Origin of the sequence: Sphingomonas sp. SUN019 (genome assembly GCF_024758705.1) — a bacterium.
In the GTDB taxonomy this organism is placed as follows: domain Bacteria; phylum Pseudomonadota; class Alphaproteobacteria; order Sphingomonadales; family Sphingomonadaceae; genus Sphingomonas.
Genome location: NZ_CP096971.1, coordinates 2,023,119 through 2,045,530 on the forward strand (window position 1 = coordinate 2,023,119; position 22,412 = coordinate 2,045,530).

General features: G+C 66.8%; 26 protein-coding genes. 14 read left to right on the top strand and 12 right to left on the bottom strand.

Annotated features, from left to right (window positions below; all coding sequences use genetic code 11):
• Positions 1-5: 5 nt before the first annotated feature.
• Positions 6-572 (top strand): DedA family protein, encoded by a 567-nt coding sequence (locus M0208_RS09725; protein ID WP_258891507.1) that lies wholly within the window; start codon positions 6-8, stop codon positions 570-572.
• Positions 569-961: a thioesterase family protein gene (locus tag M0208_RS09730; RefSeq protein WP_258891508.1), complete on the top strand. Its 393-nt coding sequence runs from the start codon at positions 569-571 to the stop codon at positions 959-961. Before M0208_RS09725 ends, M0208_RS09730 begins: the two co-directional genes overlap by 4 nt.
• Before the next feature lie 136 nt (positions 962-1,097).
• Here the strand turns inward: M0208_RS09730 and ppc are convergent, their stop codons facing one another.
• Genes ppc through M0208_RS09745 form a run of 3 tightly spaced genes read right to left on the bottom strand, consistent with a single transcriptional unit; the run spans position 1,098 to position 4,798 of the window.
• Positions 1,098-3,764, bottom strand: coding sequence for a phosphoenolpyruvate carboxylase (ppc, locus tag M0208_RS09735; protein ID WP_258891509.1), 2,667 nt, complete (start codon positions 3,762-3,764; stop codon positions 1,098-1,100).
• A gap of 39 nt (positions 3,765-3,803) precedes the next feature.
• Positions 3,804-4,214, bottom strand: coding sequence for a hypothetical protein (locus tag M0208_RS09740; RefSeq protein WP_258891510.1), 411 nt, complete (start codon positions 4,212-4,214; stop codon positions 3,804-3,806).
• Between the two features lie 17 nt (positions 4,215-4,231).
• Positions 4,232-4,798, bottom strand: a complete 567-nt coding sequence (locus M0208_RS09745) for an HNH endonuclease (RefSeq protein WP_258891511.1) — start codon at positions 4,796-4,798, stop codon at positions 4,232-4,234.
• Positions 4,799-4,859: 61 nt separating this feature from the next.
• On the opposite strand from M0208_RS09745, the gene gluQRS reads away from it, so the two are divergent.
• The 7 genes from gluQRS (at position 4,860) to M0208_RS09780 (ending at position 11,259) form a co-directional block, all read left to right on the top strand.
• Positions 4,860-5,756: a tRNA glutamyl-Q(34) synthetase GluQRS gene (gene gluQRS / locus M0208_RS09750; protein ID WP_258893213.1), complete on the top strand. Its 897-nt coding sequence runs from the start codon at positions 4,860-4,862 to the stop codon at positions 5,754-5,756.
• The gene (locus M0208_RS09755) at positions 5,753-5,980 is read left to right on the top strand and encodes a twin transmembrane helix small protein (RefSeq protein ID WP_258891512.1); all 228 of its coding nucleotides are present in this window, start codon (positions 5,753-5,755) and stop codon (positions 5,978-5,980) included. Before gluQRS ends, M0208_RS09755 begins: the two co-directional genes overlap by 4 nt.
• Positions 5,981-6,006: 26 nt before the next feature.
• A complete protein-coding gene (locus tag M0208_RS09760; protein ID WP_258891513.1) occupies positions 6,007-6,564 on the top strand; it encodes a cob(I)yrinic acid a,c-diamide adenosyltransferase in 558 nt (185 codons plus the stop codon).
• A gap of 76 nt (positions 6,565-6,640) precedes the next feature.
• A complete protein-coding gene (egtB, locus tag M0208_RS09765; RefSeq protein ID WP_258891514.1) occupies positions 6,641-7,900 on the top strand; it encodes an ergothioneine biosynthesis protein EgtB in 1,260 nt (419 codons plus the stop codon).
• Entirely contained in the window at positions 7,900-8,877 is a 978-nt protein-coding gene (gene egtD / locus M0208_RS09770) for an L-histidine N(alpha)-methyltransferase (protein WP_258891515.1), read from the top strand. Before egtB ends, egtD begins: the two co-directional genes overlap by 1 nt.
• A gap of 100 nt (positions 8,878-8,977) precedes the next feature.
• Positions 8,978-9,328: a DUF6481 family protein gene (locus tag M0208_RS09775; protein WP_258891516.1), complete on the top strand. Its 351-nt coding sequence runs from the start codon at positions 8,978-8,980 to the stop codon at positions 9,326-9,328.
• 110 nt (positions 9,329-9,438) lie between these two features.
• Positions 9,439-11,259, top strand: coding sequence for a DUF885 family protein (locus tag M0208_RS09780; protein WP_258891517.1), 1,821 nt, complete (start codon positions 9,439-9,441; stop codon positions 11,257-11,259).
• 136 nt (positions 11,260-11,395) lie between these two features.
• Here the strand turns inward: M0208_RS09780 and M0208_RS09785 are convergent, their stop codons facing one another.
• Together M0208_RS09785 and M0208_RS09790 are read right to left on the bottom strand one after the other, a co-directional pair.
• Complete coding sequence (locus M0208_RS09785) at positions 11,396-11,782, bottom strand: type II toxin-antitoxin system VapC family toxin (RefSeq protein WP_258891518.1); 387 nt, start codon at positions 11,780-11,782, stop codon at positions 11,396-11,398.
• Positions 11,779-12,021: a type II toxin-antitoxin system Phd/YefM family antitoxin gene (locus M0208_RS09790; protein WP_258891519.1), complete on the bottom strand. Its 243-nt coding sequence runs from the start codon at positions 12,019-12,021 to the stop codon at positions 11,779-11,781. The genes M0208_RS09785 and M0208_RS09790 overlap by 4 nt, the downstream gene beginning before the upstream one ends.
• Before the next feature lie 95 nt (positions 12,022-12,116).
• On the opposite strand from M0208_RS09790, the gene M0208_RS09795 reads away from it, so the two are divergent.
• The gene (locus M0208_RS09795) at positions 12,117-13,145 is read left to right on the top strand and encodes a glycosyltransferase family 2 protein (RefSeq protein ID WP_258891520.1); all 1,029 of its coding nucleotides are present in this window, start codon (positions 12,117-12,119) and stop codon (positions 13,143-13,145) included.
• Here M0208_RS09795 and M0208_RS09800 read toward each other — a convergent pair.
• Together M0208_RS09800 and M0208_RS09805 are read right to left on the bottom strand one after the other, a co-directional pair.
• Positions 13,142-13,870, bottom strand: coding sequence for a bifunctional 2-polyprenyl-6-hydroxyphenol methylase/3-demethylubiquinol 3-O-methyltransferase UbiG (locus M0208_RS09800; protein WP_258891521.1), 729 nt, complete (start codon positions 13,868-13,870; stop codon positions 13,142-13,144). The two genes, M0208_RS09795 and M0208_RS09800, sit on opposite strands and share 4 nt — an antisense overlap.
• Positions 13,871-14,293, bottom strand: a complete 423-nt coding sequence (locus M0208_RS09805; protein ID WP_258891522.1) for a GtrA family protein — start codon at positions 14,291-14,293, stop codon at positions 13,871-13,873.
• A gap of 87 nt (positions 14,294-14,380) precedes the next feature.
• On the opposite strand from M0208_RS09805, the gene M0208_RS09810 reads away from it, so the two are divergent.
• Positions 14,381-16,168 carry an AcrB/AcrD/AcrF family protein gene (locus M0208_RS09810; protein ID WP_258891523.1) on the top strand — a complete coding sequence of 596 codons (1,788 nt, stop codon included), beginning with the start codon at positions 14,381-14,383 and terminating at the stop codon, positions 16,166-16,168.
• Here M0208_RS09810 and M0208_RS09815 read toward each other — a convergent pair.
• The 5 genes from M0208_RS09815 to M0208_RS09835 are packed head-to-tail and all read right to left on the bottom strand — an operon-like array spanning position 16,165 to position 19,669.
• Positions 16,165-16,782 carry a MarC family protein gene (locus tag M0208_RS09815; protein ID WP_258891524.1) on the bottom strand — a complete coding sequence of 206 codons (618 nt, stop codon included), beginning with the start codon at positions 16,780-16,782 and terminating at the stop codon, positions 16,165-16,167. The genes M0208_RS09810 and M0208_RS09815 overlap by 4 nt on opposite strands.
• Positions 16,783-16,786: 4 nt before the next feature.
• Complete coding sequence (locus M0208_RS09820) at positions 16,787-17,659, bottom strand: bifunctional 5,10-methylenetetrahydrofolate dehydrogenase/5,10-methenyltetrahydrofolate cyclohydrolase (RefSeq protein WP_258891525.1); 873 nt, start codon at positions 17,657-17,659, stop codon at positions 16,787-16,789.
• Positions 17,660-17,700: 41 nt separating this feature from the next.
• Positions 17,701-18,006 (bottom strand): YggT family protein, encoded by a 306-nt coding sequence (locus M0208_RS09825; RefSeq protein WP_258891526.1) that lies wholly within the window; start codon positions 18,004-18,006, stop codon positions 17,701-17,703.
• 58 nt (positions 18,007-18,064) lie between these two features.
• Complete coding sequence (gene argB, locus M0208_RS09830) at positions 18,065-18,967, bottom strand: acetylglutamate kinase (protein WP_258891527.1); 903 nt, start codon at positions 18,965-18,967, stop codon at positions 18,065-18,067.
• A 9-nt stretch (positions 18,968-18,976) separates the two neighbouring features.
• The gene (locus M0208_RS09835) at positions 18,977-19,669 is read right to left on the bottom strand and encodes a queuosine precursor transporter (protein ID WP_258891528.1); all 693 of its coding nucleotides are present in this window, start codon (positions 19,667-19,669) and stop codon (positions 18,977-18,979) included.
• 172 nt (positions 19,670-19,841) lie between these two features.
• Between M0208_RS09835 and M0208_RS09840 the strand changes: the two genes are divergently transcribed.
• From M0208_RS09840 to M0208_RS09850, 3 genes are all read left to right on the top strand, one after another.
• Positions 19,842-21,167 (top strand): NupC/NupG family nucleoside CNT transporter, encoded by a 1,326-nt coding sequence (locus M0208_RS09840; protein ID WP_258891529.1) that lies wholly within the window; start codon positions 19,842-19,844, stop codon positions 21,165-21,167.
• 114 nt (positions 21,168-21,281) lie between these two features.
• Entirely contained in the window at positions 21,282-21,779 is a 498-nt protein-coding gene (locus M0208_RS09845; protein ID WP_408988143.1) for a sigma-70 family RNA polymerase sigma factor, read from the top strand.
• Positions 21,769-22,410 (top strand): DUF1109 domain-containing protein, encoded by a 642-nt coding sequence (locus tag M0208_RS09850; protein ID WP_258891530.1) that lies wholly within the window; start codon positions 21,769-21,771, stop codon positions 22,408-22,410. Before M0208_RS09845 ends, M0208_RS09850 begins: the two co-directional genes overlap by 11 nt.
• The last annotated feature ends 2 nt before the right edge of the window (positions 22,411-22,412 follow it).

Here is a 22,412-nt window from a genome sequence, read left to right on the forward strand (position 1 = left end):
GCCGGGTGAGCGTCGAGGCGATCATTGCGCGCTACGGCGTCGCTGCGATCTTTGCGGGCGCGGCGCTGGAGGGCGAGACGATCGTCATCGCGGGCGGGCTGATGGCGCATCAGGGCCTCGTCAGCCTGCCGCTGGCGATGGCCGCGGCGACGATCGGATCGTTCTGTGCCGACCAGACCTTCTTCGCGATCGGGCGGCGGTGGCGCGATCACCCGCGCGTGCGGCGCATCATGGAGCGCCGCGCCTTCGCCAAGGCGCTGGAATGGCTGGAGCGTTATCCGGTCGGCTTCATCTTCGCCTTCCGTTTCCTGTACGGCCTGCGCACCGTCAGTCCGGTGGCGATCGGGACAAGCCGCGTGCCGCTGCGCACTTTCATGCCGCTCAATGCGCTCGCGGCGGTGACGTGGGCGGTGACCTTCACGTCACTCGGCTATATCTTCGGCGAGGGCATTACCGAGGCGCTCGGCGCGCTGAAGCCGAGCCGTGGGACGCTGATCCGCATCGCGATCGTCGCGGTCATCATCGGTGCGGCGTTCCATGCCGTCGCGTGGTGGCGAAAGACGCGCAAATGACGCGCTTCATCAGGGAGATCACGGCGACCGCCGCCGACATCGACGAACTCGGCCACGTCAATAATGCGGTGTGGGTGCGCTGGATTCAGGAACTGGCGACCGCGCATTGGGAATCGATCGCGCCGCCCGAACACCGCGACGCTTACGTCTGGGTCGTGACGCGGCACGAGATCGACTACCGCGGCAATGTGGCCGCGGGGGAGACGGTGACCGGGGAAACGTGGGTGCCGAGCCCGCCCAAGGGTGCGCGGTTCGATCGGCACGTACAGTTCGTCGGCGCGGACGGGCGCGTGAAGGTGGAGGCGGTGACGACCTGGGCGCTGATCGACCGCGCGAGCGGGCGGTTGCTGCGGGTGCGGCCGGAGATTGCAGCGCCGTTTCTCCCCTAATTCCTCCCCAGCACGGGGAGGGGAACCGCCCGCTTCTTCAGCGGGTGGTGGAGGGGCAGCCAAAAGCGACGGACCTGCTGGGCTGCCCCTCCACCGTCTTCGACGGTCCCCCTCCCCGTGCCGGGGAGGAATTAGCTCAGCCGCTATTCCTTAACGCCGTCGCGATCGCGTTGATCGACAGCAGGATCCCCTCTCCGATCCGCGCATCGTCCTCGCCCGCGCGGTGCCGCTTCATCAGCTCGATCTGCAGCAAATTCAGCGGCTCGATATACGGCAGCCGCAGCCGGATCGACGCATCCAGCGCCGGGTGATGCTCCAGCAGCCGCGACTGCCCGGTCACCGCCAGCAACCCGTCATGCGTCGCCTGCCACCCGTCGCGGATCGTCCCGAAGATGCCGCGCAAGCCGTCATCCTCGACCAGCCCCGCGTACCGCTCGGCGATCCCCATGTCCGATTTCGCCAACACCATCTCCATGTTGGCGAGCGTCGAGGCGAACAACGGCCAGCCCTGCGCCATGTCACGCAATAGCGCCTTGTCCGGGAACGCCGCGATCGCGTTGCCGACACCGTACCAGCCGGGCAGCATCACGCGCGCCTGCGCCCAGCTGAATACCCACGGGATTGCGCGCAGATCCTCGATCGCGTCGGATTTCTTCCGCGACGCGGGGCGCGACCCGATCTTCAGCCCGGCGATCTCGGCGATCGGGGTCATCTCTCGGAAGAAGGTGCGGAAGCCCTCGGTGCCGTACACCAGGCCGCGGTACGCGCGGAACGCGCTGTCCGACAGCGCGTCCATCGCCGCCGAAAACGTCTCGTTCTCGGCATTCGACAGCTGTTCGGGTTCCAGACTGGCGAGCAACGTCGCCGACGCCATCGCCTCCAGATTCGTCATCGCGCTTTCCCGCGTGCCGTATTTGCCCGCGATCACCTCGCCCTGTTCGGTGATGCGGATGCGGCCCTGCACCGTGCCGGGCGGCTGCGCGCGGATCGCGGCGAAGCTGGACCCGCCGCCCCGCCCCACTGCCCCGCCGCGGCCGTGGAACAGCTGCATCCCCACGCCCGCGTCCTCGAACACCGGCTTCAGTGCGGTCGACGCCTTGGACAGCGACCAGGTGGAGGTCAGATAGCCGCCGTCCTTGTTGCTGTCCGAATAGCCGATCATCACCTCCTGATGACCGCGCGCGCGGGTGATCGCGGCGATTTCGGGCAAGGCGAACCACGCGCGCATGATCGCGGGCGCGGCCTCCAGATCGCCGATCGTCTCGAACAACGGCACCGCCATGATCGCTGCGGTGGGCGCGTCGCCGGGCCGGTACAGTCCGACCTCCTTCAGCAGCAGATTCACCTCCAGCAGGTCGCTGACCGACTGCGCCATCGACACGATATACTGCCGGATCGCGGCGGGACCGTAAGCGGCGTGCGCCGCGGCGGCGGCCTGCACGATCGCCAGTTCGCCGGTCGTTTCCTCGGACAAAGTGGTGAAGCGGCTGACCAACGGCCGTGCGGTCGCCAGTTCGCGTCGCAGCAATTCGATCCGTTTATCCTCGTCGAGCGCGGCGTAATCGTCGCACACGCCCGCGGTCTTCAGCAATTCGGCGACGACGCGCTCATGCACCGCCGAATTCTGCCGCAGGTCGAGCGTGGCGAGGTGAAAGCCGAAAATCTCCACCGCGCGGATCAACCGTCCAATCGCGCCGCCACTGGCCAGCAAACCGCCGCCCGCCGCCGCCAGCGGCCGCGCGATCGTCGCCAGATCGGCGCGCAGGCTCGCCGGATCGGGATAGGGCTCGCCGGTCAGGTGCCCCGGTCGCGGCGCTGCCTTGCCGGTCAGTTTCCGGTGCGTCGCCGCCAGTCGCGCGTAAATCCCCGACAGCGCGCGGCGGTACGGTTCGTCGCTGCGGCTCTCGGCCTCGTCGCCGCTCGCCTCGGCCAGCGCCAGCACCGCATCATCCACGGCCGCGATTTCGGCCGAGATCGACAGTTCCGCACCCAAAGCGTGCAGCTGATCGAGATAATGCACCAGCACCGCCTCGCTCGCCCGACCCAGCGCGGTGCGCAGCGAGTCCGCGGTGACGAACGGGTTGCCGTCGCGGTCGCCGCCGATCCAGCTTCCCGGCCGCAAAAACCCCGGCAATCGCTGCCCGACCGCGCGGTCCCACCGTTGATACAGGGCGGGAATCACCGGCAGAAACACGTCACGCAGATAACTCAGCGCCGTCTCCGCCTCGTCGGTCACGTACAGCCGCTCGCGCCGCAGCACGCGCGTCTGCCACAACAGCGCCACCTGCCGCACGATCGCTTCGTCGACACGGTCGCCGTCGGGGGTCGTCTCCAGCCCACGATCGCGCATCGCCAGCAATTGCGCGATGCGGTTGCGATGGTCGATCATGCTCTTGCGGCGCACCTCGGTCGGATGCGCGGTCAGCACGGGCGCGATCAGCGCATGGTCCAGCAACGCCATCACCGCCGCCTGATCGACGCCTTCGTCCGCCAGCCGCGCCAGCGCCGACGCAATGTCCGCGCCCTTCTCGGCCGCAATCCCCTGCCGGTCCTCGGCCAGGTTGGCGAGCATCGAGAACAGCATGAAGCCGCGGACGAAATCCAGTGTCTCATCAAGGCTCAGCGCCTCCAGATGATGATCGACCGGCGCACCGTCATCGCGGTGCCGTTCGACCGACGCCGACCGGATCGCCTCGGTCGCGGCGAACAGCCGCTCACCGCCAAGCTCGCGGATCACATCGCCCAGCACGCGGCCGAGGTAGCGGATGTCGTCGTTGTTGGTGATCGCGGGGAGGCTGGCCATGCCGGGATGCTGCACTGCGGCAAGCACCCGGTCAAATGATTATGAGGCGGGAGCCTCCGCCCGGCGCTGCGCCCGGAACGCCTGCCGTTCCTGCGTGGTCACCGTCCCGTCCTTGTTCGCATCCTGCCGGTCGAAGCGTTCGAGCATCAGCTTGCCCCATTCGCCGGAATCGATCTTCCCGTCCTTGTCGCCGTCATATCGCGCCACGGTTTCCGCGGTGAAGCGTGGCGGCAATTCGTCCCGCGTCAGTTCGCCACTGTGATCGGCGTCGAGCCGCTGAAAGCGACGCTCGACCGATCCGCCGAAATCCGCCCGCGACGTGATCATCGGCGGTTCGTATTCCATGATCGCATTGCGCGCCGCAGCCTTCGCGGCGGCATCGCCGCCGTCCGAGCATCCCGTCGCCAACGCCGCGATAAAAACAATCCCGATCAACGACTTGGCGCGCATCTACGAACTCTCCAGATTCAGGCTTCCAGCTCAACGTCCCAATAGAGCCAATCGTGCCACGTCTCATGGAGATAATTGGGCGGGAACCGGCGGCCATGTTCCTGCAGATGCCAGTTGGTCGGACGGATCGGTTCGATGTGCAGCGGCATATGCGCCTGTTTCGGCGTCCGGCCACCCTTTTTCAGATTGCACGGCGCGCAGGCGGTGACGACATTTTCCCACGTAGTCCGTCCGCCCTGCGCACGCGGGATCACATGATCGAACGTCAAGTCGCGCCCATGCCCGCAATACTGGCAGCTGAACCGGTCGCGCAGGAACAGGTTGAAGCGCGTGAACGCGGGGAATTGCGACGGCCGCACGAACTGCTTCAGCGCGATGACGCTGGGCAGCTTGATCGCGAAATTGGGGCTGCGCACCTCGCGCTCGTAATGCGCGACGATATCGACGCGGTCGAGGAACACCGCCTTGACCGCGGTCTGCCACGGCCAGATGCTCAAGGGGTAGTAGGACAGCGGCGTATAGTCTGCGTTCAGCACAAGCGTGGGGCAACTGTCGGGATGACGGATCAGATCGGGATGAAACACGGTTCCCCCACTCGAAGCATAACGTCGCGCCGCGCATGTCCTACGCGACCGTGACGCCATGATGACAGCGGACGAATCATGCGGTCAAGGGGTTGCGGATATTGAAGGCCCGCACGTCGTCACGCGTTTCGCGCCCAGCCCGACCGGGCGGCTGCACATGGGCCATGCCTTTTCGGCCATCCTGGCGCACGATTTCGCCCGTGCCCGCGGGGGCCGTTTCCTGCTGCGGATCGAGGATATCGACGGCACACGCAGCCGCCCCGAACACGTCGCGACGATCATTGAAGACCTAAGATGGCTTGGTCTGACATGGGACGGACCGGTGGCTTTCCAGTCCGAACGGCTGAGCCTTTACGCCGCCGCGCTCGATGATCTGCGCGCCCGCGGCCTGCTCTACCCCTGTTTTTGCACCCGCGCCGAGATCGCCGCGAGCCTGTCCGCCCCGCACGGTCCCGAAGCGATCTACCCCGGCACCTGCCGCAGCATCGACCCGAGCGGCCGAATGGACGAACCGCATTGCTGGCGGATCGATATGGCGAAGGCGGTGGCGCTCACCGGCCCACTGACCTGGACCGACCACAATGCGACGATCGCCGCCGATCCCGCCGCGCAGGGCGATGTCGTCCTCGCGCGGAAGGACGCGCCCGCCAGCTATCACCTCGCGGTCACGATCGACGACGCCGCGCAGGGCGTGACCGACGTCGTCCGCGGCCGCGACCTGTTCGACGCGACGCACATCCACCGCCTGCTGCAGGCGCTGCTCGGGCTGCCCACCCCCGCTTGGCACCACCACGATCTGCTGACCGGCGCGGACGGCGAACGGCTCGCCAAGCGCCATAATTCACCCACCCTAGCCGCGCTGCGCGAAGCAGGCGAGGACGGCCGCGCGCTGGCGGCACAATTGCGCGCGCGGCACGCCTTTCAAATCACCTCCGTCGCGCCTAGATTAACTCCATGAACACCTTCCTCGTCATCCTGCTGATCGCCGCGATGATCGCCACGGTGGTTGCGCTCGTCCGCGGCGTGATCGCCTTCCTGCAGAACGAGTCGTCACAGGTGCACGGCGACGGCCCCAGCCCGTCGGCGCTGAAATCGAACAAGATGATGCAGGCGCGCATCTTTTTTCAGGCGATCGCGGTGCTGATCGTCGTGCTGATCCTGTTCGCCGCGGGTAGAACCTGATCCCCGCCCTTCTCGTCGGATAACCGATGGTCAAACTTAACAAGATCTACACGCGCACCGGCGACGACGGCACCACCGGGCTGGTCGATGGCAGCCGCCTGCCCAAGAACGCCGCGCGGATGGCCGCGATCGGCGATGTCGACGAGGCGAACAGTGCGATCGGCGTGGCGATCCAGGCGCTCGGCGACCACCCCGTCACCACGCATTTGACCCGCATCCAGAACGAATTGTTCGATCTCGGCGCCGACCTCGCCACCCCCGGCGACGACTTTGCGCCATCCGAAATGACACTGCGCATGGTCGCGTCACAGGTCGATCGGCTGGAGGAGGGCATCGACGCGCTGAATGCCGAACTCGATCCCCTGACCAGCTTCATCCTCCCCGGCGGCCCCGCCGCATCGCTGCAACTGGCGCGCGCGATCGTGCGCCGGGCGGAACGCGCCGCGGTCGCGATTGCCGATCCGGTGAACCCAATCGTGCTAACCTACCTCAATCGGCTGTCGGATTTCCTGTTCGTCGCCTGTCGCGCGGTGAACAAAACGGGGGGTGGCGACGTTCTGTGGGTTCCCGGAGCGACTCGTTAACCCGACGGCGGAAGTATCGCCTGACCCTAAGACCCGCGCCGCGTCAGCCGACGGTGCGGTCGAGCAGGAGAGGCCCATGTCAGTCCGTCCCCATCCCGCCCGCGATCGCAGCCCGCTTGCCGCGCGGTTCAGCGCGGTCCGCGACCTGTCGCTGGCGCTCGCCGCGCCGCTGTCCGACGCCGACGCCACGGTGCAGTCGATGGACGACGCGTCGCCGACCAAATGGCACCTCGCGCATACGACCTGGTTCTTCGAAACCTTCGTCCTTCGCGACTACGTCCCCGGTTATGCGCTCCACGACGAACGTTTCCCGTTTCTGTTCAACAGTTATTACGAGGCCGAGGGCCGCCGCCATGCCCGCAACCGTCGCGGCATGATCACCCGCCCGACGCTGGACGAGGTGCGCGGCTACCGCGCCGCAGTCGACACCGCGGTGCTCGACGCGCTCTCGGCCTTGCCTGACTCGGTACGGGCGTTGGTCGAACTCGGCTGTCATCACGAGGAACAGCATCAGGAACTCCTGATCACCGACATCCTTCACCTGTTCGGCGAAAATCCGCTCGAACCCGCGATCTGGTCGCCCGCGCGAAAAGTACCGGTCGAAATGCCCGGTCCGATCGGCTGGATCGAACGCGGCGAGGAAGTGGTCGAGGTCGGCCACACGGGCGAAAGCTTTTCCTTCGATTGCGAAGGCCCGCGCCACCGCGCGCTGATCGCCCCACACGCGATCGCCGACCGCACGATCACCAATGGCGAATGGGCCGCGTTCATCGCCGACGGCGGCTATGACGATCCGCGCCATTGGCTGTCGGACGGCTGGGCGTGGGTGAAGGCCGAGGGCGTCACCGCGCCGCTGTATTGGGAACGGCGCGACGACGGCTGGACGCGCTTCGGGCTCGACGGCCGCCGCGCGATCGACCCCGCCGCGCCGGTCACGCACATCAGCTTCTACGAAGCCGACGCCTTCGCCAGCTGGTTCGGCGCGCGTCTGCCGAGCGAGTTCGAATGGGAGGCCGCCGCCGCCGCGCACGACCCTAACGGCGGCAACCAGCTCGACGCCGCCGGGCCGGTCGAGCCGCGCCCTGCCGCGAGCGCACCGGCGTTTTTCGGCGACGTATGGGAGTGGACCGGCAGCGCCTATCGTCCCTACCCCGGTTTTGCGGCGGCGGAGGGCGCGGTCGGCGAATATAACGGCAAGTTCATGAGCGGGCAGTTCGTGCTCCGCGGCGGATCGTGCGCCACCCCACGCAGCCACGCGCGCGCCAGTTACCGCAACTTCTTCTACCCCCACCAACGCTGGCAGTTCACTGGGCTGCGGCTCGCGAAAGACCTCTGATGCTGCGCCAAGAAGTCGAGGACGGCCAGGCATCGCTGGCCAATCCGCAATTCCGCGCCGATGTGCTGGCCGGACTCGACCGCCGCCCGCGCGCGATCCCCGCGCGCTGGTTCTACGACCGGCGAGGGTCGGAACTGTTCGAGAAGATCACCGATCTCCCGGAATATTACCCTACCCGCAGCGAAACCGCAGTGCTCGGCGCGATCGGCGGCGAATTGCGCGAGCGCATCGGCCCCGGTCGCGCGGTGGTCGAATTCGGCTCGGGCTCGTCGACCAAGACCCCGCTGGTGCTCGAAGCGATCGAACCCTCCGCCTACGTCCCGATCGACATATCGGGCGATTTCCTGCGCGAATCGTCGAAGGCGCTGTCGACGCGTTTCCCGAACCTGCTGGTCCTGCCGTTCGAGGCCGATTTCACGCGTCCGCTCGCCCTCCCGCGCACGATCGCCGCCGCGCCGAAACTGGGCTTCTTCCCCGGCTCGACGATCGGCAACCTCATCCCCCACGCCGCGGTCGATCTGCTGCGCGCGATGCGCTCGTCGCTCGGGGAAGGCGCGATGCTGCTGATCGGGATGGACCGGATCAAAAGCGCGGACGTGCTGGTCCCCGCCTATGACGATGCGCAGGGCGTGACCGCGGCGTTCAACCTGAACCTGCTGGAGCGCATCAACCGCGAGCTCGACGGCGACATTCCCGTCGACGCCTTCCGCCACCGCGCGATCTGGAACGACGACCGCGCACGAATCGAGATGCATCTGGAGGCGACGCGCGACGTGGATTTCACCGTCGACGGCCGCAAGTTTTCGATTTGCGCTGGCGAGACGATTCACACCGAAAACAGCCACAAATACGGCCCCCGCGACGCCCGCATCCTGCTCCGCGCAGGCGGTTGGACCCCGATCCAGATGTGGATGGACGCGGACGAAAAGTTCGCGGTGTATCTCGCCGAAGCGCAGGCCGAACGCCCCGCGCCCTGACGTCGCCGCCGCGGAAGTGGCTTTTCCACACCTTTCCCGCTAAGGGCACGCGCGCACCGCTTTTCAGCGACTTCATAACAACGGACGAACATCACCCCACATGGCCGGTTTCAAGCTCCCCGACTTCAACGAGCGCGCCGCGCTCTCGCGCGACGCCAAGGCGAAGGCGCTCGAAAAGATGCGCGCCAAGCCAGCGGTCGATCCCGCCGTGCTGGCCGAACGCGCCGCCGCGCGCGAACGCAAGGAAGCCGCCGAGGCCGAAAAGCGCCGCGAAAAGGCCGAACGCCTCGCCCAGGAAAAGGCCGACCGCGAGGCCGCCGCCGCCGCGGAGGCCGAACGCCTCGCCGCCGAAGCTTTGGCCAACGCCCCGAAACCCAAGCCCCCGGTCGACGAAGCCCTCCGCAAGGCGCTCCGCGATGCGAAATACGCCAAGCGCAAGGCGCGGAAGTAGAGGTATAGGTCGGGCGGCGGGGCTAGGCGCGCACCACGTGCGTCCCGGCTTGCCACCCTCGCGCCGGGCGATAGGATAGGGCATCCTTCCTTCCCCGAAAGGCCAAGCCCTTGGATCGTCGCACCTTCCTCGCCTCCACCACCGCCGCGTCGGCGCTGGCGGTCGTGCCCAATCTGCTTGCCGCCCAAGAAATGACGGCGCCCGCCAAACCCGGTCCCGGCGACGCGAAGCTGAAGGCCACGTTCGACCGCGTGTTCGCCGACGCGCTGCAGCGCAGCCCCGAACTCGCCACCTCGCTCGGGATGGACAAGGGGCCTAACGCCGCCCTGAAGCACAAACTGTCGGACAATTCCCCCGCGGCCAAGGCGGCCGATCACGCCGCGCTGAAACAGGGCATCGCCGCGATCGAGGCGGTGGCTCCTGCGTCGCTTTCGCCGACCTCGAAACTCGACCGCGAAGTCGTGCTCTATTCGCTGAACGCGCAGGCGATGCCGGAGGATCGCTTCAAGCTCGATTCGGTCCAGCGCCCGTATCCGATCTTCCAGCAGGGCGGCGTCTATTTCCGCGGCCCCGATTTCCTCAACTCGGCGCACACGATCACCAATGCCGAGGATTGCGAGGCCTATGTCGATCGCCTGACCGCGATGGCGGGCGCGCTGGACAACGAAACCGCAGAGCAGAACGAGCAGGCCGCGCGCGGCTATGTCGCGCCGGGCTGGTCGCTCGACCTGACGCTCGGCCAGATGGCGAAGCTGCGTAGCCCCGCCCCGGCTGAGAGCGGCCTGACGCAATCGCTCGTCACCCGCGCGGCGAAGGCCAACGCCGCGGGCGACTGGCAGGCACGCGCCGCGGCCATCGTCGAAAAGCAGATCTACCCCGCGCTCGACCGTCAGATCGCGGCGATCAAGGCATTGCGCGCCAAACCGCGCACCGACGACGGCATCTGGGCGCTGCCACAGGGCGACGCGATCTACGCCGCCGCATTGGCACAAGCGACCACCACCACCTACACGCCGGAGGAGGTCCACAAGATGGGCCTCGATCAGGTCGCCTCGATCTCGGCCGAGCTCGACACGATCCTGAAGGGCCAGGGGCTGACCAAGGGGACGGTCGCCGCGCGCCTGAACGAACTGAACGTGCGCCCCGATCAGCTCTATCCCAACACCGCGGCGGGCCGCACCGCAATGATCGCCGACCTCAACGCGGGCAACGCCGCGATGACCGCGAAGCTGCCGCAGCTGTTCATCGCGCCCCCGAACGAACCGCTCGACATCCGCGCGGTGCCCGCCGACATTCAGGACGGCGCGTCGAACGGTTACTACAACCGCGCTGCGCTCGACGGGTCACGCCCCGCGATCTATTGGATCAACCTGAAGAGCGTCGGCGACTGGCCGAAATATTCGCTGCCAAGCCTCACCTATCACGAAGGCGTGCCGGGGCATCACCTGCAGATCTCGATCGCGCAGAAATCGGACACGCCGCTCTTACGCAAACTGTCGTTCTTCAACGCTTATTCCGAAGGCTGGGCGCTCTACGCCGAAAGCGTGGCGGACGAACTGAAGGGCTACGCGACCGAACTGGAACGCGCCGGTTTCCTGCAAAGCTACCTCTTCCGCGCCGCACGGCTGGTGATCGACACCGGCATCCATACGAAGCGCTGGACCCGCGAAAAGGCGACCGATTACATGGTCGAGACGGTCGGCTTCGCCCGCCCGCGCTCGCTGCGCGAGGTCGAACGCTATTGCACGCAACCCGGGCAGGCGACCAGCTACAAGGTCGGCCACGCCGCCTGGGTCGCCGCCCGCGACAAGGCGAAGGCGATCCGCGGCGCGAAGTATGACGAGAAGCAGTTCCACGAAATTTTACGCGCAGGGGCGGTGCCACTCACCATCCTCGACCGGCTGGTGGAAGAACGCGCGCGGATGGCGTGAGGGTCTTTTTTTGCAAGGCGGCACCGGCCCGCTCCCCCGCCCCGCCTCCCACAACAGTATATTGCATGGGAGGCGGGGCGGGGGAGCGGGCCGGTGCCGACTTATCCGCGTGAGCGGATCAAACGCCAGGCGTGCGTCACCACAAGCGGCGCACCCCGAACTGGTCGAACAGCTGTTCGTTCGAGACGAGCCATGCTTGTTCGATCTGCGCTTGTGCGATCAGCAAACGGTCGAACGGATCGCGGTGCCGGATAGGCAGACCACCGGCCAGATCGGCATGGACCGAAGAGATCGGAAGCGAGACGAACTTCTGTTGCTTGGTGATCGCGTCGAGACGCCCGGCAATCGGCGCGGCTTCCGGCAGTTTTCCGATCCGGAACTTCGTCGCGATTTCCATCGCGCTGACTGCACTGACCAGGACGTTGGCCGTATTGGCCTCGATCGCCGAACGCGGACGCTCTGGCAAACGCAGATCGCCAAGCAACCACCACAGAATCGCGTGCGTATCGAGTAGGAGCCTCAACGGCCTTCCCAAGCATCCAGTTCTTCATCGGGCAGGGGATCAAAGAAGCTTTCGTCGAATTTGAATTTCCCCTTCATCGATCCGAAGCCGCGCTTCGGCTCCGGTTCGGCCAAGACCGGGACCAGTCGCACTTGCGGCGTCGTGCGATTGGCGATGATGATATCCTCACCCGCGAGCGCGCGTGCGATCAGCTTCGACAGTTGCGTCTTTGCTTCGTGCGTTGTGACGGTGACGGTCATGGCTGCGCTCCTTAGCTAGATTAGTTAGCTAAGTACGATCGCATTTTCAACAAGCAGGTGATTTATCTCCGGTGGCGCGGTACGACACGACCATCATGCACCGCCCCGCTCTGTCCGTCGTCATCCCCTGCTACAATGAGGCGAAGTGTCTCGATCTGCTGCACGCGCGCGTCGCGGCGGCAGCGCGGACGGCGGTGGGGGACGATCATGAGATCGTGCTGGTCAACGACGGATCGCGCGACGACAGTTGGCCGGTGATGCAGAGTATCGCCGCCGCGGACCCCCGCGTCGTCGCGATCAACCTGTCGCGCAACCACGGGCATCAACTGGCGCTGACCGCCGGGCTGGACCTGTGCGCAGGCGCGCAGATCCTGATTATCGACGCCGACCTGCAGGATCCGCCCGAACTGCTATCCGACATGCGTGCGACGATGGCGCGCGAGGCGGCGGACGTCGTTTACGCCGTGCGCCGTCGGCGACAGGGAGAAACGATCTTCAAGAAGGCCACCGCCGCCGCCTTCTACCGCGTGCTCGACCGCGTCACCGATACCCCGATCCCGCTCGATACCGGCGATTTCCGGCTGATGAGCAGGCGGGCGCTCGACGCGTTCCTGTCGCTGCCCGAACAGGCGCGCTTCATCCGCGGAATGGTCGCCTGGGTCGGCTTCCGGCAGGTGCCGTTCCCCTACGACCGCGCAGAACGGCATGCGGGGGAAACCAACTATCCGCTCGGCAAGATGATCGGCCTCGCCTTCGACGCAGTGACCGGCTTCTCCACCGCGCCGCTGCGCTGGGCGAGCCACGTCGGGCTGGCGCTGACCGCGCTGTCGCTGTTGCTGGTGGTCTATATCGTGATCGGCTGGTTTTCCGGGACGACGGTGGCGGGGTGGACATCGACGATGCTGGTAACCGTCATCCTCGGCGCGGTGCAGATGTTCGTGCTGGGGATGATCGGCGAATATCTCGGGCGGCTGTACATCGAATCGAAGCGGCGGCCGCTGTATCTCGTCGCCGACGTCGCAGGTCCGGTGCAGGGCACCGCAACCCTCGGCTTCCGCTCTGCCGATCCCGATCCCGCGCCGACGATCGAGGAACGCGCCGCGACCGAGGCGCAATTGCTTTAGGCGGGTTCGGCCAACGACACGATCGACACCCCCGGCGGCATCGGCACGCGCCCGACCATGAAGCGTTCCGCGCGAAAGATGGTCTCGAACAGCGCGTTGATCGCGGGCGGCGGGGGAGAATCGTCGCTGTCCTCGCGCCCGGTCAGCCGCCCCGCCAGGCGCGCGCCCGCCGCCAGCGGGAACAGCAACGAGTTGAAATAGCCGAGCTTGCGCGACCGCAGCCCCGCCGCCGTGATCGCCGCCTTCAACGTCGCTTTCGTGTAGCGCCGGTGATGGTGGTTCACCACGTCGTGCGCGCTCCACATCCACGGATGCGCCGGCACGGTGATCAGGATCTTCCCGCCGGGCGCGAGCCGTTCGCGCATCGCGATCAGCGCCGCCACATCGTCCTCGATATGCTCGACCACATCCAGCACCGCGATCAGATCGTAATGCCCCTTCGGCACGTCGGGCAGGATCGGCAGCGGCGCGGCGCCGACCGGCTTGCCCAGCCGCTGCGCCGCGATGTCGCGCGCGGCCGGATCGATCTCGATCGCATCGACCTCCCCGAACCGGCCGAGCATCGGCAGATTATGCCCGGTGCCGCACCCGATCTCGAGGATCTTCGCAGCCTTCGGCAATCCGCCTTCTCGCGTCAGATAATCCGCCAGGATGTCGCGGCGCGCACGATACCACCAATGCGTAGAATCGTGCTCGGCCATTCGGTCGTAAACGCGGCGATCCATCTATTTGAACACCCACAAACGGTTGAGCGAGAACGTCACCAGCGGGGTCACGAACAGGATCGGGATCAGCGGCCACCACCACGGCCCCGCCATCACCGCATCGTCGGTCAGCAGCCACACCCAGAAAGTGTTCGCACCATAGCTCAGCAGGGACACCGCGAAGAACCGCGGCCCGGTCTTCGTTGCCGACGCGCCGTGCCCGCGGAAGCTCCAGCGGCTGTGCAGCCAGAAGCCGACCAGCACCGCCACCAGATAGCCGAAGATGTTGGCGACCTGTTCCGACGTCAGCTTCGTCGCGGCAAGCGGCGAATAGACCGCAGCGTAGCACAGCGTCGCCAAACCACCCGCAATGCCGAAGCGGACGAGCTGCCCGAACGTTTCCTTCGCGCGGACCAGGTCGAACTGCCGGGGTGTCGTTTCCACGCCTTGCCTTGCTCTTTGCCGGGCGCTGGGTAGAGGCCCTGACGATGGGGCGGCCTTTAGGGGCCGACGCCCGATGAGGAAAGTGTTTTGACCGATCGGCCCGCCCTCCCGGCTTCTATCGCGACCGAACTCGACCGCCACTGGATCCGCCTGACGCTGATCGCGTGGGTGGTGATCGCGGCATTCTATATCACGCAACGCTGGGCCGCGATCCACTGGCTGTCGCTGGGCGACACCGACGACAACATGCGGTTGATGCAGGTCCGCGCGCTGCTGAACGGTCAGGGCTGGTACGATCTGCGCAACTACCGGCTCAATCCGCCGGGCGGGTTCGACATCCACTGGTCGCGTTTGGTCGACCTGCCGATCGCCGCGCTGATCCTGCTGCTGCGCCCGTTCGTCGGGATGGCGGAGGCGGAGAAGCTGGCGTGCGGGATCGCACCGCTGATCCCGCTGTCGGTGACGATGATCGGCCTTGGCGCGACGGTGCGGCGTCTGGTCGATCCGCTCGCCTGGCCGCTGGCGATCGTGTTCCTGATGGGATCGACGGTCGCCCTGTTGATGTTCATGCCGGAAAGGATCGACCATCACGGCTGGCAGCTTGCGATGCTCAGCCTGACCGTCGCGGGACTGTGCGATCCGAAACAGGCGCGCGGCGGGGCGATCGTCGGGCTGGCGAGCGCGGCGTCGCTGACGATCGGCCTGGAACTGCTGCCTTATGCCGCGATGGCGGGCGCGATCATTGCGCTTCGCTGGATATGGGACCGCGCCGATGCGCAGCGGCTGACGGTCTATGCCCTGGCGCTGGCGGGCGGCAGTGCGGCCGGGTTCGCCGTCTTCGCCTCGAACGCCAACCGCGTGATGCGGTGCGATGCGCTGACGCCGGTGTGGCTGAGCGTGGTGGTTGGCGCGGGCGCGTTGCTGTTCGTGATTGCGCGCCTGTCGCCGGAAAAGCGCGCCGTCCGCCTGGCGCTGGCGATGGCCGCGGGCGCGGCGATCGCGATCGGTTTCGCGTTGCTGTTCCCGCAATGCCTTGGCCGCCCCGAACAGGTCAGCGACGAACTCTACCGCAACTGGCTGAGCAACGTGCGCGAGGCCAAGCCGATCTACAAACACGCGTTCCGCGTCGGCTTCCCGCTCATCGCGCTGCCGGTGATGGGACTGATCGGCGCGGTCCTCGCGACCCGGCGTGCAAGCGGCACGGCGGAGCAGGTGGGCTGGGCCTGCGTCACGCTGTTCGCCGCCTTCGCCGTCGCGATGCTGTTGTGGCAGGTCCGCGCGGGACCGGCCGCGCAATTGATGGCGATCCCAGGCGTCACCGCGCTCGGCTGGATCGTGCTGCCGTGGCTGCTCAGGCATCCTTCGATGCCGGTGCGGGTGTTCGGCACGGTCGCGGCGTTCGTCGTCATATCGGGCATCTTTGCTGGCCTCGCGCTGCGCTGGCTGCCGATCGACAAGCCCAAACCCTACGTCCAGCGGGTCAATCGCGCGACCGGGCGCTGCGTGACGGTGCCGGCGCTGAACCCGCTCAACCGGTTGCCCGCGCAGACGATCTTCACCTTCGTCGACCTTGGGCCGCGCCTGATCACGCTGACCCATCACAACGCCATCGCCGGGCCGTACCACCGCAACGGCGATGCGATCCTCGACGTGCAGCACGCGTTCAAGGGATCGCCCGAAGAGGCACGCGCGATCATAAAGCGGCACGGCGCGACGCTGTTGCTGGTGTGCCCCAACATGGCGGAATCGACGAACTATCGCGCAAAAGCGCCCGGTGGCTTCTACGCCCGACTGGCGAAGAACGAGCAATTCGGCTGGCTGACGCCCGTGCCGCTGCCGAAGAATTCGCCGCTGCGGGCCTGGAGGATCGACTAACGCAACTGCGCCTGCAGCCCGTCGATCACGAACTGCACCGCCAGCGCGGCGAGCAGCACGCCCAGCAGCCGCGTGATGACCGCCTCGATCTTGTGCCCCAGCACGCGCATCAGCGGCCCCGCCGCCAGCAGCGCGATCAGCGTCAGCAGCAGGTTTGCGCCCAGCGCCGCCAGCACGACTGCCGACCGTTCGATCCCGTCGTTGCGCGCCATCAGCAGCATGACGGACGCGATTGATCCCGGCCCGGCGATCATCGGCATCGCCATCGGGAAGATCGAGACGTCCTCGGCCTCTTCCGCAGTCACCTTGGCAGCGCGGTCCTCGCGGCGCTCGGTGCGCTTTTCGAACACCATCTCCAGCGCGATCAGGAACAGCATGATCCCGCCCGCAATGCGGAACGACGCGAGTTCGATCCCCAGCCCGCGCAACAGATCCTCGCCGAACAGCGCGAACACCAGCAGGATCAGCCCGGCGACCAGCACCGCGCGCACCGCCATCGCACGCCGCTGCGCCGCCCCGGCGCGCGCGGACAGCCCGGCGTAGATCGGCGCGCAGCCGGGCGGATCGATCACCACGAAGAACGTGATGAAGGCGGACACGAACAGCTCGATCACGGCCTCAAATCGCCGCTTCGTCGAGCGGCACGCCTTCGCGTCGGCACGCCGAGACGATCGTGTTGCGCAACAGGCACGCGATCGTCATCGGGCCGACGCCGCCGGGCACCGGCGTCATCGCGCCCGCCACCTCGGCGCACACCGGATCGATGTCACCGACCAGCCCCGCGTCGGTGCGATTGATGCCGACGTCGATCAGCGTCGCGCCGGGCTTGATCCAGTCCGGCTTGACGAACCCCGCACGGCCGACCGCGGCGACGACGATATCCGCGCGCCGCACCACGTCCGGCAAATCGCGCGTCCGCGAATGCGCCACCGTGACCGTGCAGCTCTGCGCGATCAGCAATTGCGCCATCGGTTTCCCGACGATGTTCGACCGCCCGATCACCACCGCGTCCAGCCCAGACATATCCCCGCGAACGTGCTTCAGCAGCATCAGGCAACCGAGCGGCGTGCACGGCACGAACCCGTGCAGCCCCGTCGCGAGCCGCCCGGCATTGACCGGATGAAAGCCGTCGACATCCTTGTCGGGGTCGATCCGCGTGATGATGACGCGTTCGTCGATATGGCTCGGCAGCGGCAGCTGGACCAGGATGCCGTCGACCGCGGCGTCGGCGTTGAGCCGGTCGACTAGCGCCACCAGGTCGTCCTGCGAGGTATCGGCCGGCAGGCGATGTTCGAAACTCGCCATCCCCGCGGCAACGGTCGCCTTGCCCTTCGACTTCACATAGACCGACGACGCGGCGTCCGCGCCGACCAGTACGACCGCCAGTCCCGCCTGCCGTCCGCTCGCCGCGTTGAACCGCGCCGCCTGCTCGCCCACGCGCGCGCGCAATCCTGCGGCAAAGGCTTTTCCGTCGATGATCTCAGCACTCATGACGCGGCGCATAAAGGGCCGCGGCAATTACCGCCACCCTCTCAGGCGCTGCCCATCACGATGCTGGCGGCGACGTTGTTCAGGATGATCTGCAGGATCGCCAGCGCGATCAACACGACCATCGGCGACAGGTCCAGCCCACCCATGTTGGGCAGCACGCGCCGCAAAGGCCGATAGATCGGGTCCGTCAGCCGATCGAGCCCATAGGTCAGCGATCGCACGAAATTCGATTGCGTGTTGATGACGTTGAACGAAATCAGCAGCGACAGCACGAACTGGATGATGATGATCCACCACACCACGTTCAGCAGCACCTGGAGAATCTGGATGATGGTCAACGAGATCACGCGGGTCTCCGATTAGTGTTTTGCTCATATAGCGCACCTGTATGCGCCACAACAGGGGTCAGGGCTTCCGAATCAAGGTGCCTGCGCCTTGGCGGGTAAAGATTTCGAGCAGCATCGCGTGCGGCACGCGCCCGTCGAGCACGACCGCGGCGTCGACCCCGGATTCCACCGCGGCGACGCACGTCTCCAGCTTCGGGATCATGCCGCCTGAAATCGTCCCGTCGGCGCGTAATTCGGCGATTCGGCCCGGATCGAGATCGGTCATCAGCGCGCCCGTCTTGTCCAGCACCCCCGCGACGTCGGTCAGCAGGAAGAAGCGTTTCGCCCCCAATGCCGACGCGATCGCGCCCGCCATCGTGTCGGCATTGATGTTGTAGGTGTGCCCGTCCGCCCCGATCGCGACCGGCGCGATGACCGGGATGATGCCGTCGGCGCTGAGCGTGTCGATGATCCGCCGGTCGACCGCGACGGGTTCGCCGACGAAGCCCAGGTCGACGTGGCGCTCGATCCCCTGCAGCGGGTCGGCGCTGCGGTTGCCGACCTTTTCGGCCTGCACCAGCCCGGCGTCCTTGCCGCTGATCCCGACCGCACGCCCGCCCGCACGCCCGATCCAGCCGACGATTTCCTTGTTGATCGATCCCGCCAGCACCATTTCGGCGATCTGCGCGGTCTCGGCGTCCGTCACGCGAAGCCCGTCGACGAAGCGCGATTCGACCCCCAGCCGCTTCAGCATTGATCCGATCTGCGGGCCCCCGCCGTGGACCACGACCGGATTGATCCCGACCGCCTTCAACAGCACCACGTCCTCGGCGAAATCGGCCTGCGCCTCGGGATCGCCCATCGCGTGCCCGCCGTATTTCACGACGAACGTCGCCCCCGCATAGCGCTGCAGATACGGCAACGCCTCGACAAGCGTCTCGGCCTTCGCGAGCAGGCCGGGGGCAGGGCTGTGATCGTTCATGCGCGCCGGTTACGCGCGCGCCGGGGCGGCGTCCAGCCGCCGTCCCAGCGCCACGAAGGCGTAGATCAGCGGCGGCACCAGCAGCGCCGACAGCGTGACCTTCGCCAGCATCTGTCCCATCAACAACTCCTGGATCGGGAATACGCCGTAGAAAGCGATGCCGACGAACAGCAACGTGTCGACGATCTGGCTGAGCACGCTGGCGATGCCCGCGCGCAGCCACAACAGGTTCGACCCCTCGCGCCCCTTCAACCAGGAAAAGATCGTGACGTTCAGCGTCTGCGACGTGCCATAGGCGATGATGCCGCCCAGCCAGATGCGCCACGTCGCGCCCAGCACCAATTGGATCGCGTCGCGGTTCGCCGGGATCATCTCGGGCGCGGCGGGCAGTTGATGCACCACCACCGACAGCACGATCGATACGATCAACGGTACGAAGCCGATCTGCACCAGCCGGTTCGCGACGTGCCGCCCATGCAGTTCGGCCACCGCGCTGGACACGACGACCAGCAACAGGAAAGCGAAGATTCCCGCTTCCACCGCCAGTGGCCCCAGACCGAACACCGGGCCGATCGCCGACAATGGCCCCAGCGCAACCTGCTTGTTGCCCAGCACGCCTGCGATACAGACCATTCCGCCATAGAAGATCGCGAACGCGAACAGGGATCGCGAGACGGGGACGGTTGCGGTCGTGGCGGTCATGCCGCTCTGCTAACGGCAAAGTCCCAATGCTCAAAGGGCCATGCGCAAAGGGCTGTCCTACATTCGCGCTGCTGGCTAAGCAGGCCCACGAACAGGGTCGCGGTCGCGACCGGGGGGAATCGGAAAAGTGCGCCAGCGTCTCAACATTCTCAACATTCGCGGCCGCAATTAGGTGAACCGTCTCCTTATCGGCATCGCCGGCATCGTCGTGATCCTGGCGCTCGCGCTCGCGCTGTCGACCGACCGGCGCGCGATTCGGCTGCGCGTCGTCGGCAGCGCGTTCGCGCTTCAGGTCGGCATCGCGGTGCTGGTGCTCTACGTCGACTGGGGCAAGAAGGTGCTGGGCTTCCTGTCGGGCGGGGTCGCGAACCTGCTCGGCTATGCGAAGGCCGGGGTCGATTTCCTATTCGGCCCGCTCGCCAGCCCGGAGATCGGCGGCAACAGTTTCGCCATCGCCGCGCTGCCGGTCATCATCTTCTTCGCCAGCCTGGTTTCGATCCTCTATTATCTCGGCATCATGCAGTTCGTCGTGCGGTGGATCGGCGGCGGGATCGAAAAGGTGATCGGCGTATCGAAGGTCGAATCGCTTTGCGCCGCAGCGAATATCTTCGTCGGGCAGAGCGAATCGCCGCTCGTCATCCGGCCGTACCTCGCGGGGCTGACGCCAGCGCAATTGTTCACCGTGATGACCAGCGGGATGGCGGGCGTCGCGGGGACGATCCTGGCCGCCTACGCGTCGATGGGCATCCGCATCGACTATCTGCTGGCGGCCAGCTTCATGGCCGCGCCGGGCGGCATCCTGATGGCGAAGATCATCATGCCCGACCGGCGCGATCCGCCGCAGGGCGAATTGCCGCTCGGCGATACGCCGGGTGACGGGATCGCACTCGCGGAAGGCCGGATTAGCGGCGTGGGTCCGGCGGCGCTGCTGCCCGAAGGCGGACCGGTCGTCATCGCCGAGGCGAGCCACGACGAGGAAAAGCCCGCTAACCTCATCATGGCCGCCGCGCAGGGCGCGCAGACCGGCGTGAAGCTGGCGGTCGCGGTCGGCGCGATGGTGCTGGCGTTCGTCGCGCTGGTCGCGCTCGCCAACGGGCTGCTGACCGGAGTCGGTAGTTGGTTCGGGGTCGACGGCCTGACCTTCCAGCGCATCCTCGGCTATGTCTTCCAGCCGGTGATGTTCCTGCTAAACGTGCCTTGGGACGAGGCCGGCATCGCGGGCGGACTGTTCGGCGAAAAGATCGTGTTGAACGAATTCGTCGCCTATATCGATCTCGGCAAGCAGGTGTCCGCGCTCTCCCCGCACACCGTCGCGATCGTCACCTTTGCACTCTGCGGTTTCGCCAATTTCTCGTCGATCGCGATCCAGATGGCGGTGACCGGCAGCCTCGCGCCCAACCAGCGCCCGATGATCGCCAAACTCGGCATCCGCGCGCTGCTGGCCGGAAGCCTCGCTAATCTGATGAGCGCGGCGCTGGCGGGGCTGTTGATCTTCTAGTCTTGGCGTAACCTTTCGCGAACGTGGCGCGAACCGGAGGCGATGAGGCTGGTGCGCGCAGAAGGGATGGATCGACCCGTGATCCCGCGCGACGTGGACGATTGGGCGCAGTTGATGGCCGCGGCGCAGGCCGGGAACGGCGGCGCATACCGCCGCTTGCTGGGAGAATTGCGCGGCTGGCTCGAAGGGTTCTTCAAACGCCGCCTGCCGCCGATGATGGTCGATGACGCGGTGCAGGACACACTGATCGCGCTCCACGAAAAGCGTCACACTTATGATCCGGCGCGCCCGTTCCGCCCGTGGCTGATGGCGATCGCTCGCTACAAATGGATCGACCGGCTGCGCGGGATGAGCCGCACGCGGACCGAAACGCTGGCCGACGTCCACGGCATCGCCGATCACGGCGACAGCGTAATTAGCGCCAACGTTCTGGAAGCATTGATGAAAGAACTGAAACCCGCGCAGGCGCGCGTGATCCGCCTGGTCAAGCTCGACGGCTATTCGATCGAGGAGGCCGCCGCACAGACCGGCCAGTCGCCGTCGCTGGTCAAGGTCAACATCCACCGCGGGCTCGCCCGCCTGAGCGCGATCGTGGCCCAGCATGCGGACTGACGCCCTCATCGATGCGCTGGCAAGCGATCTCGCCCCGGTCCGGCGCCGCTCGATCGCGCGCGACCTGTCGATGCTGGGCGCGCTGGCGGCCGCCGAGATTACCCTGTCGCTGATGCTTGGCGGGTTGCGCCCGGACTGGCGCGCCGCGTCGGCGACGCCGGTGTTCTGGTGGAAGGCGATCGGCGTCGGCGTTTTGAGCGCGATCGGCATCGTCGCCGCCATGCGAGGGTTCGCGGCGGAAGGCTCGTCGCGCGGCGGACTGCGGTTGTTCACGGCGACGCTCGCTGTCGTCCTGGCGCTGGGGGTGGGTCTGGCGATGGGTGACGGGTCGCGTGGCGATCTGATCGCGCGCCTCGACTGGCGGCACGGCGTGGGCTGCCTGATCCACATGACCGTCCTGGCGCTGCCGATGCTCGCCGCGTTCGTCTGGCTCGCCCGGCGCGGCGCACCGACCGATCGCAATGGGACCGCGCTGGCGGTCGGCGCGGCGGCGGCGGCATGGGGTACGTTCGTCTTCACCTTCTCCTGTCACTCGGACGACCCGTTCTACTGCGTGTTCTGGTATCTGCTGGGCTGCGGCGCGCTGACGCTTGTCGCGCGTATCGTCGTCGCGCGGCTGATCCGCTGGTAGCG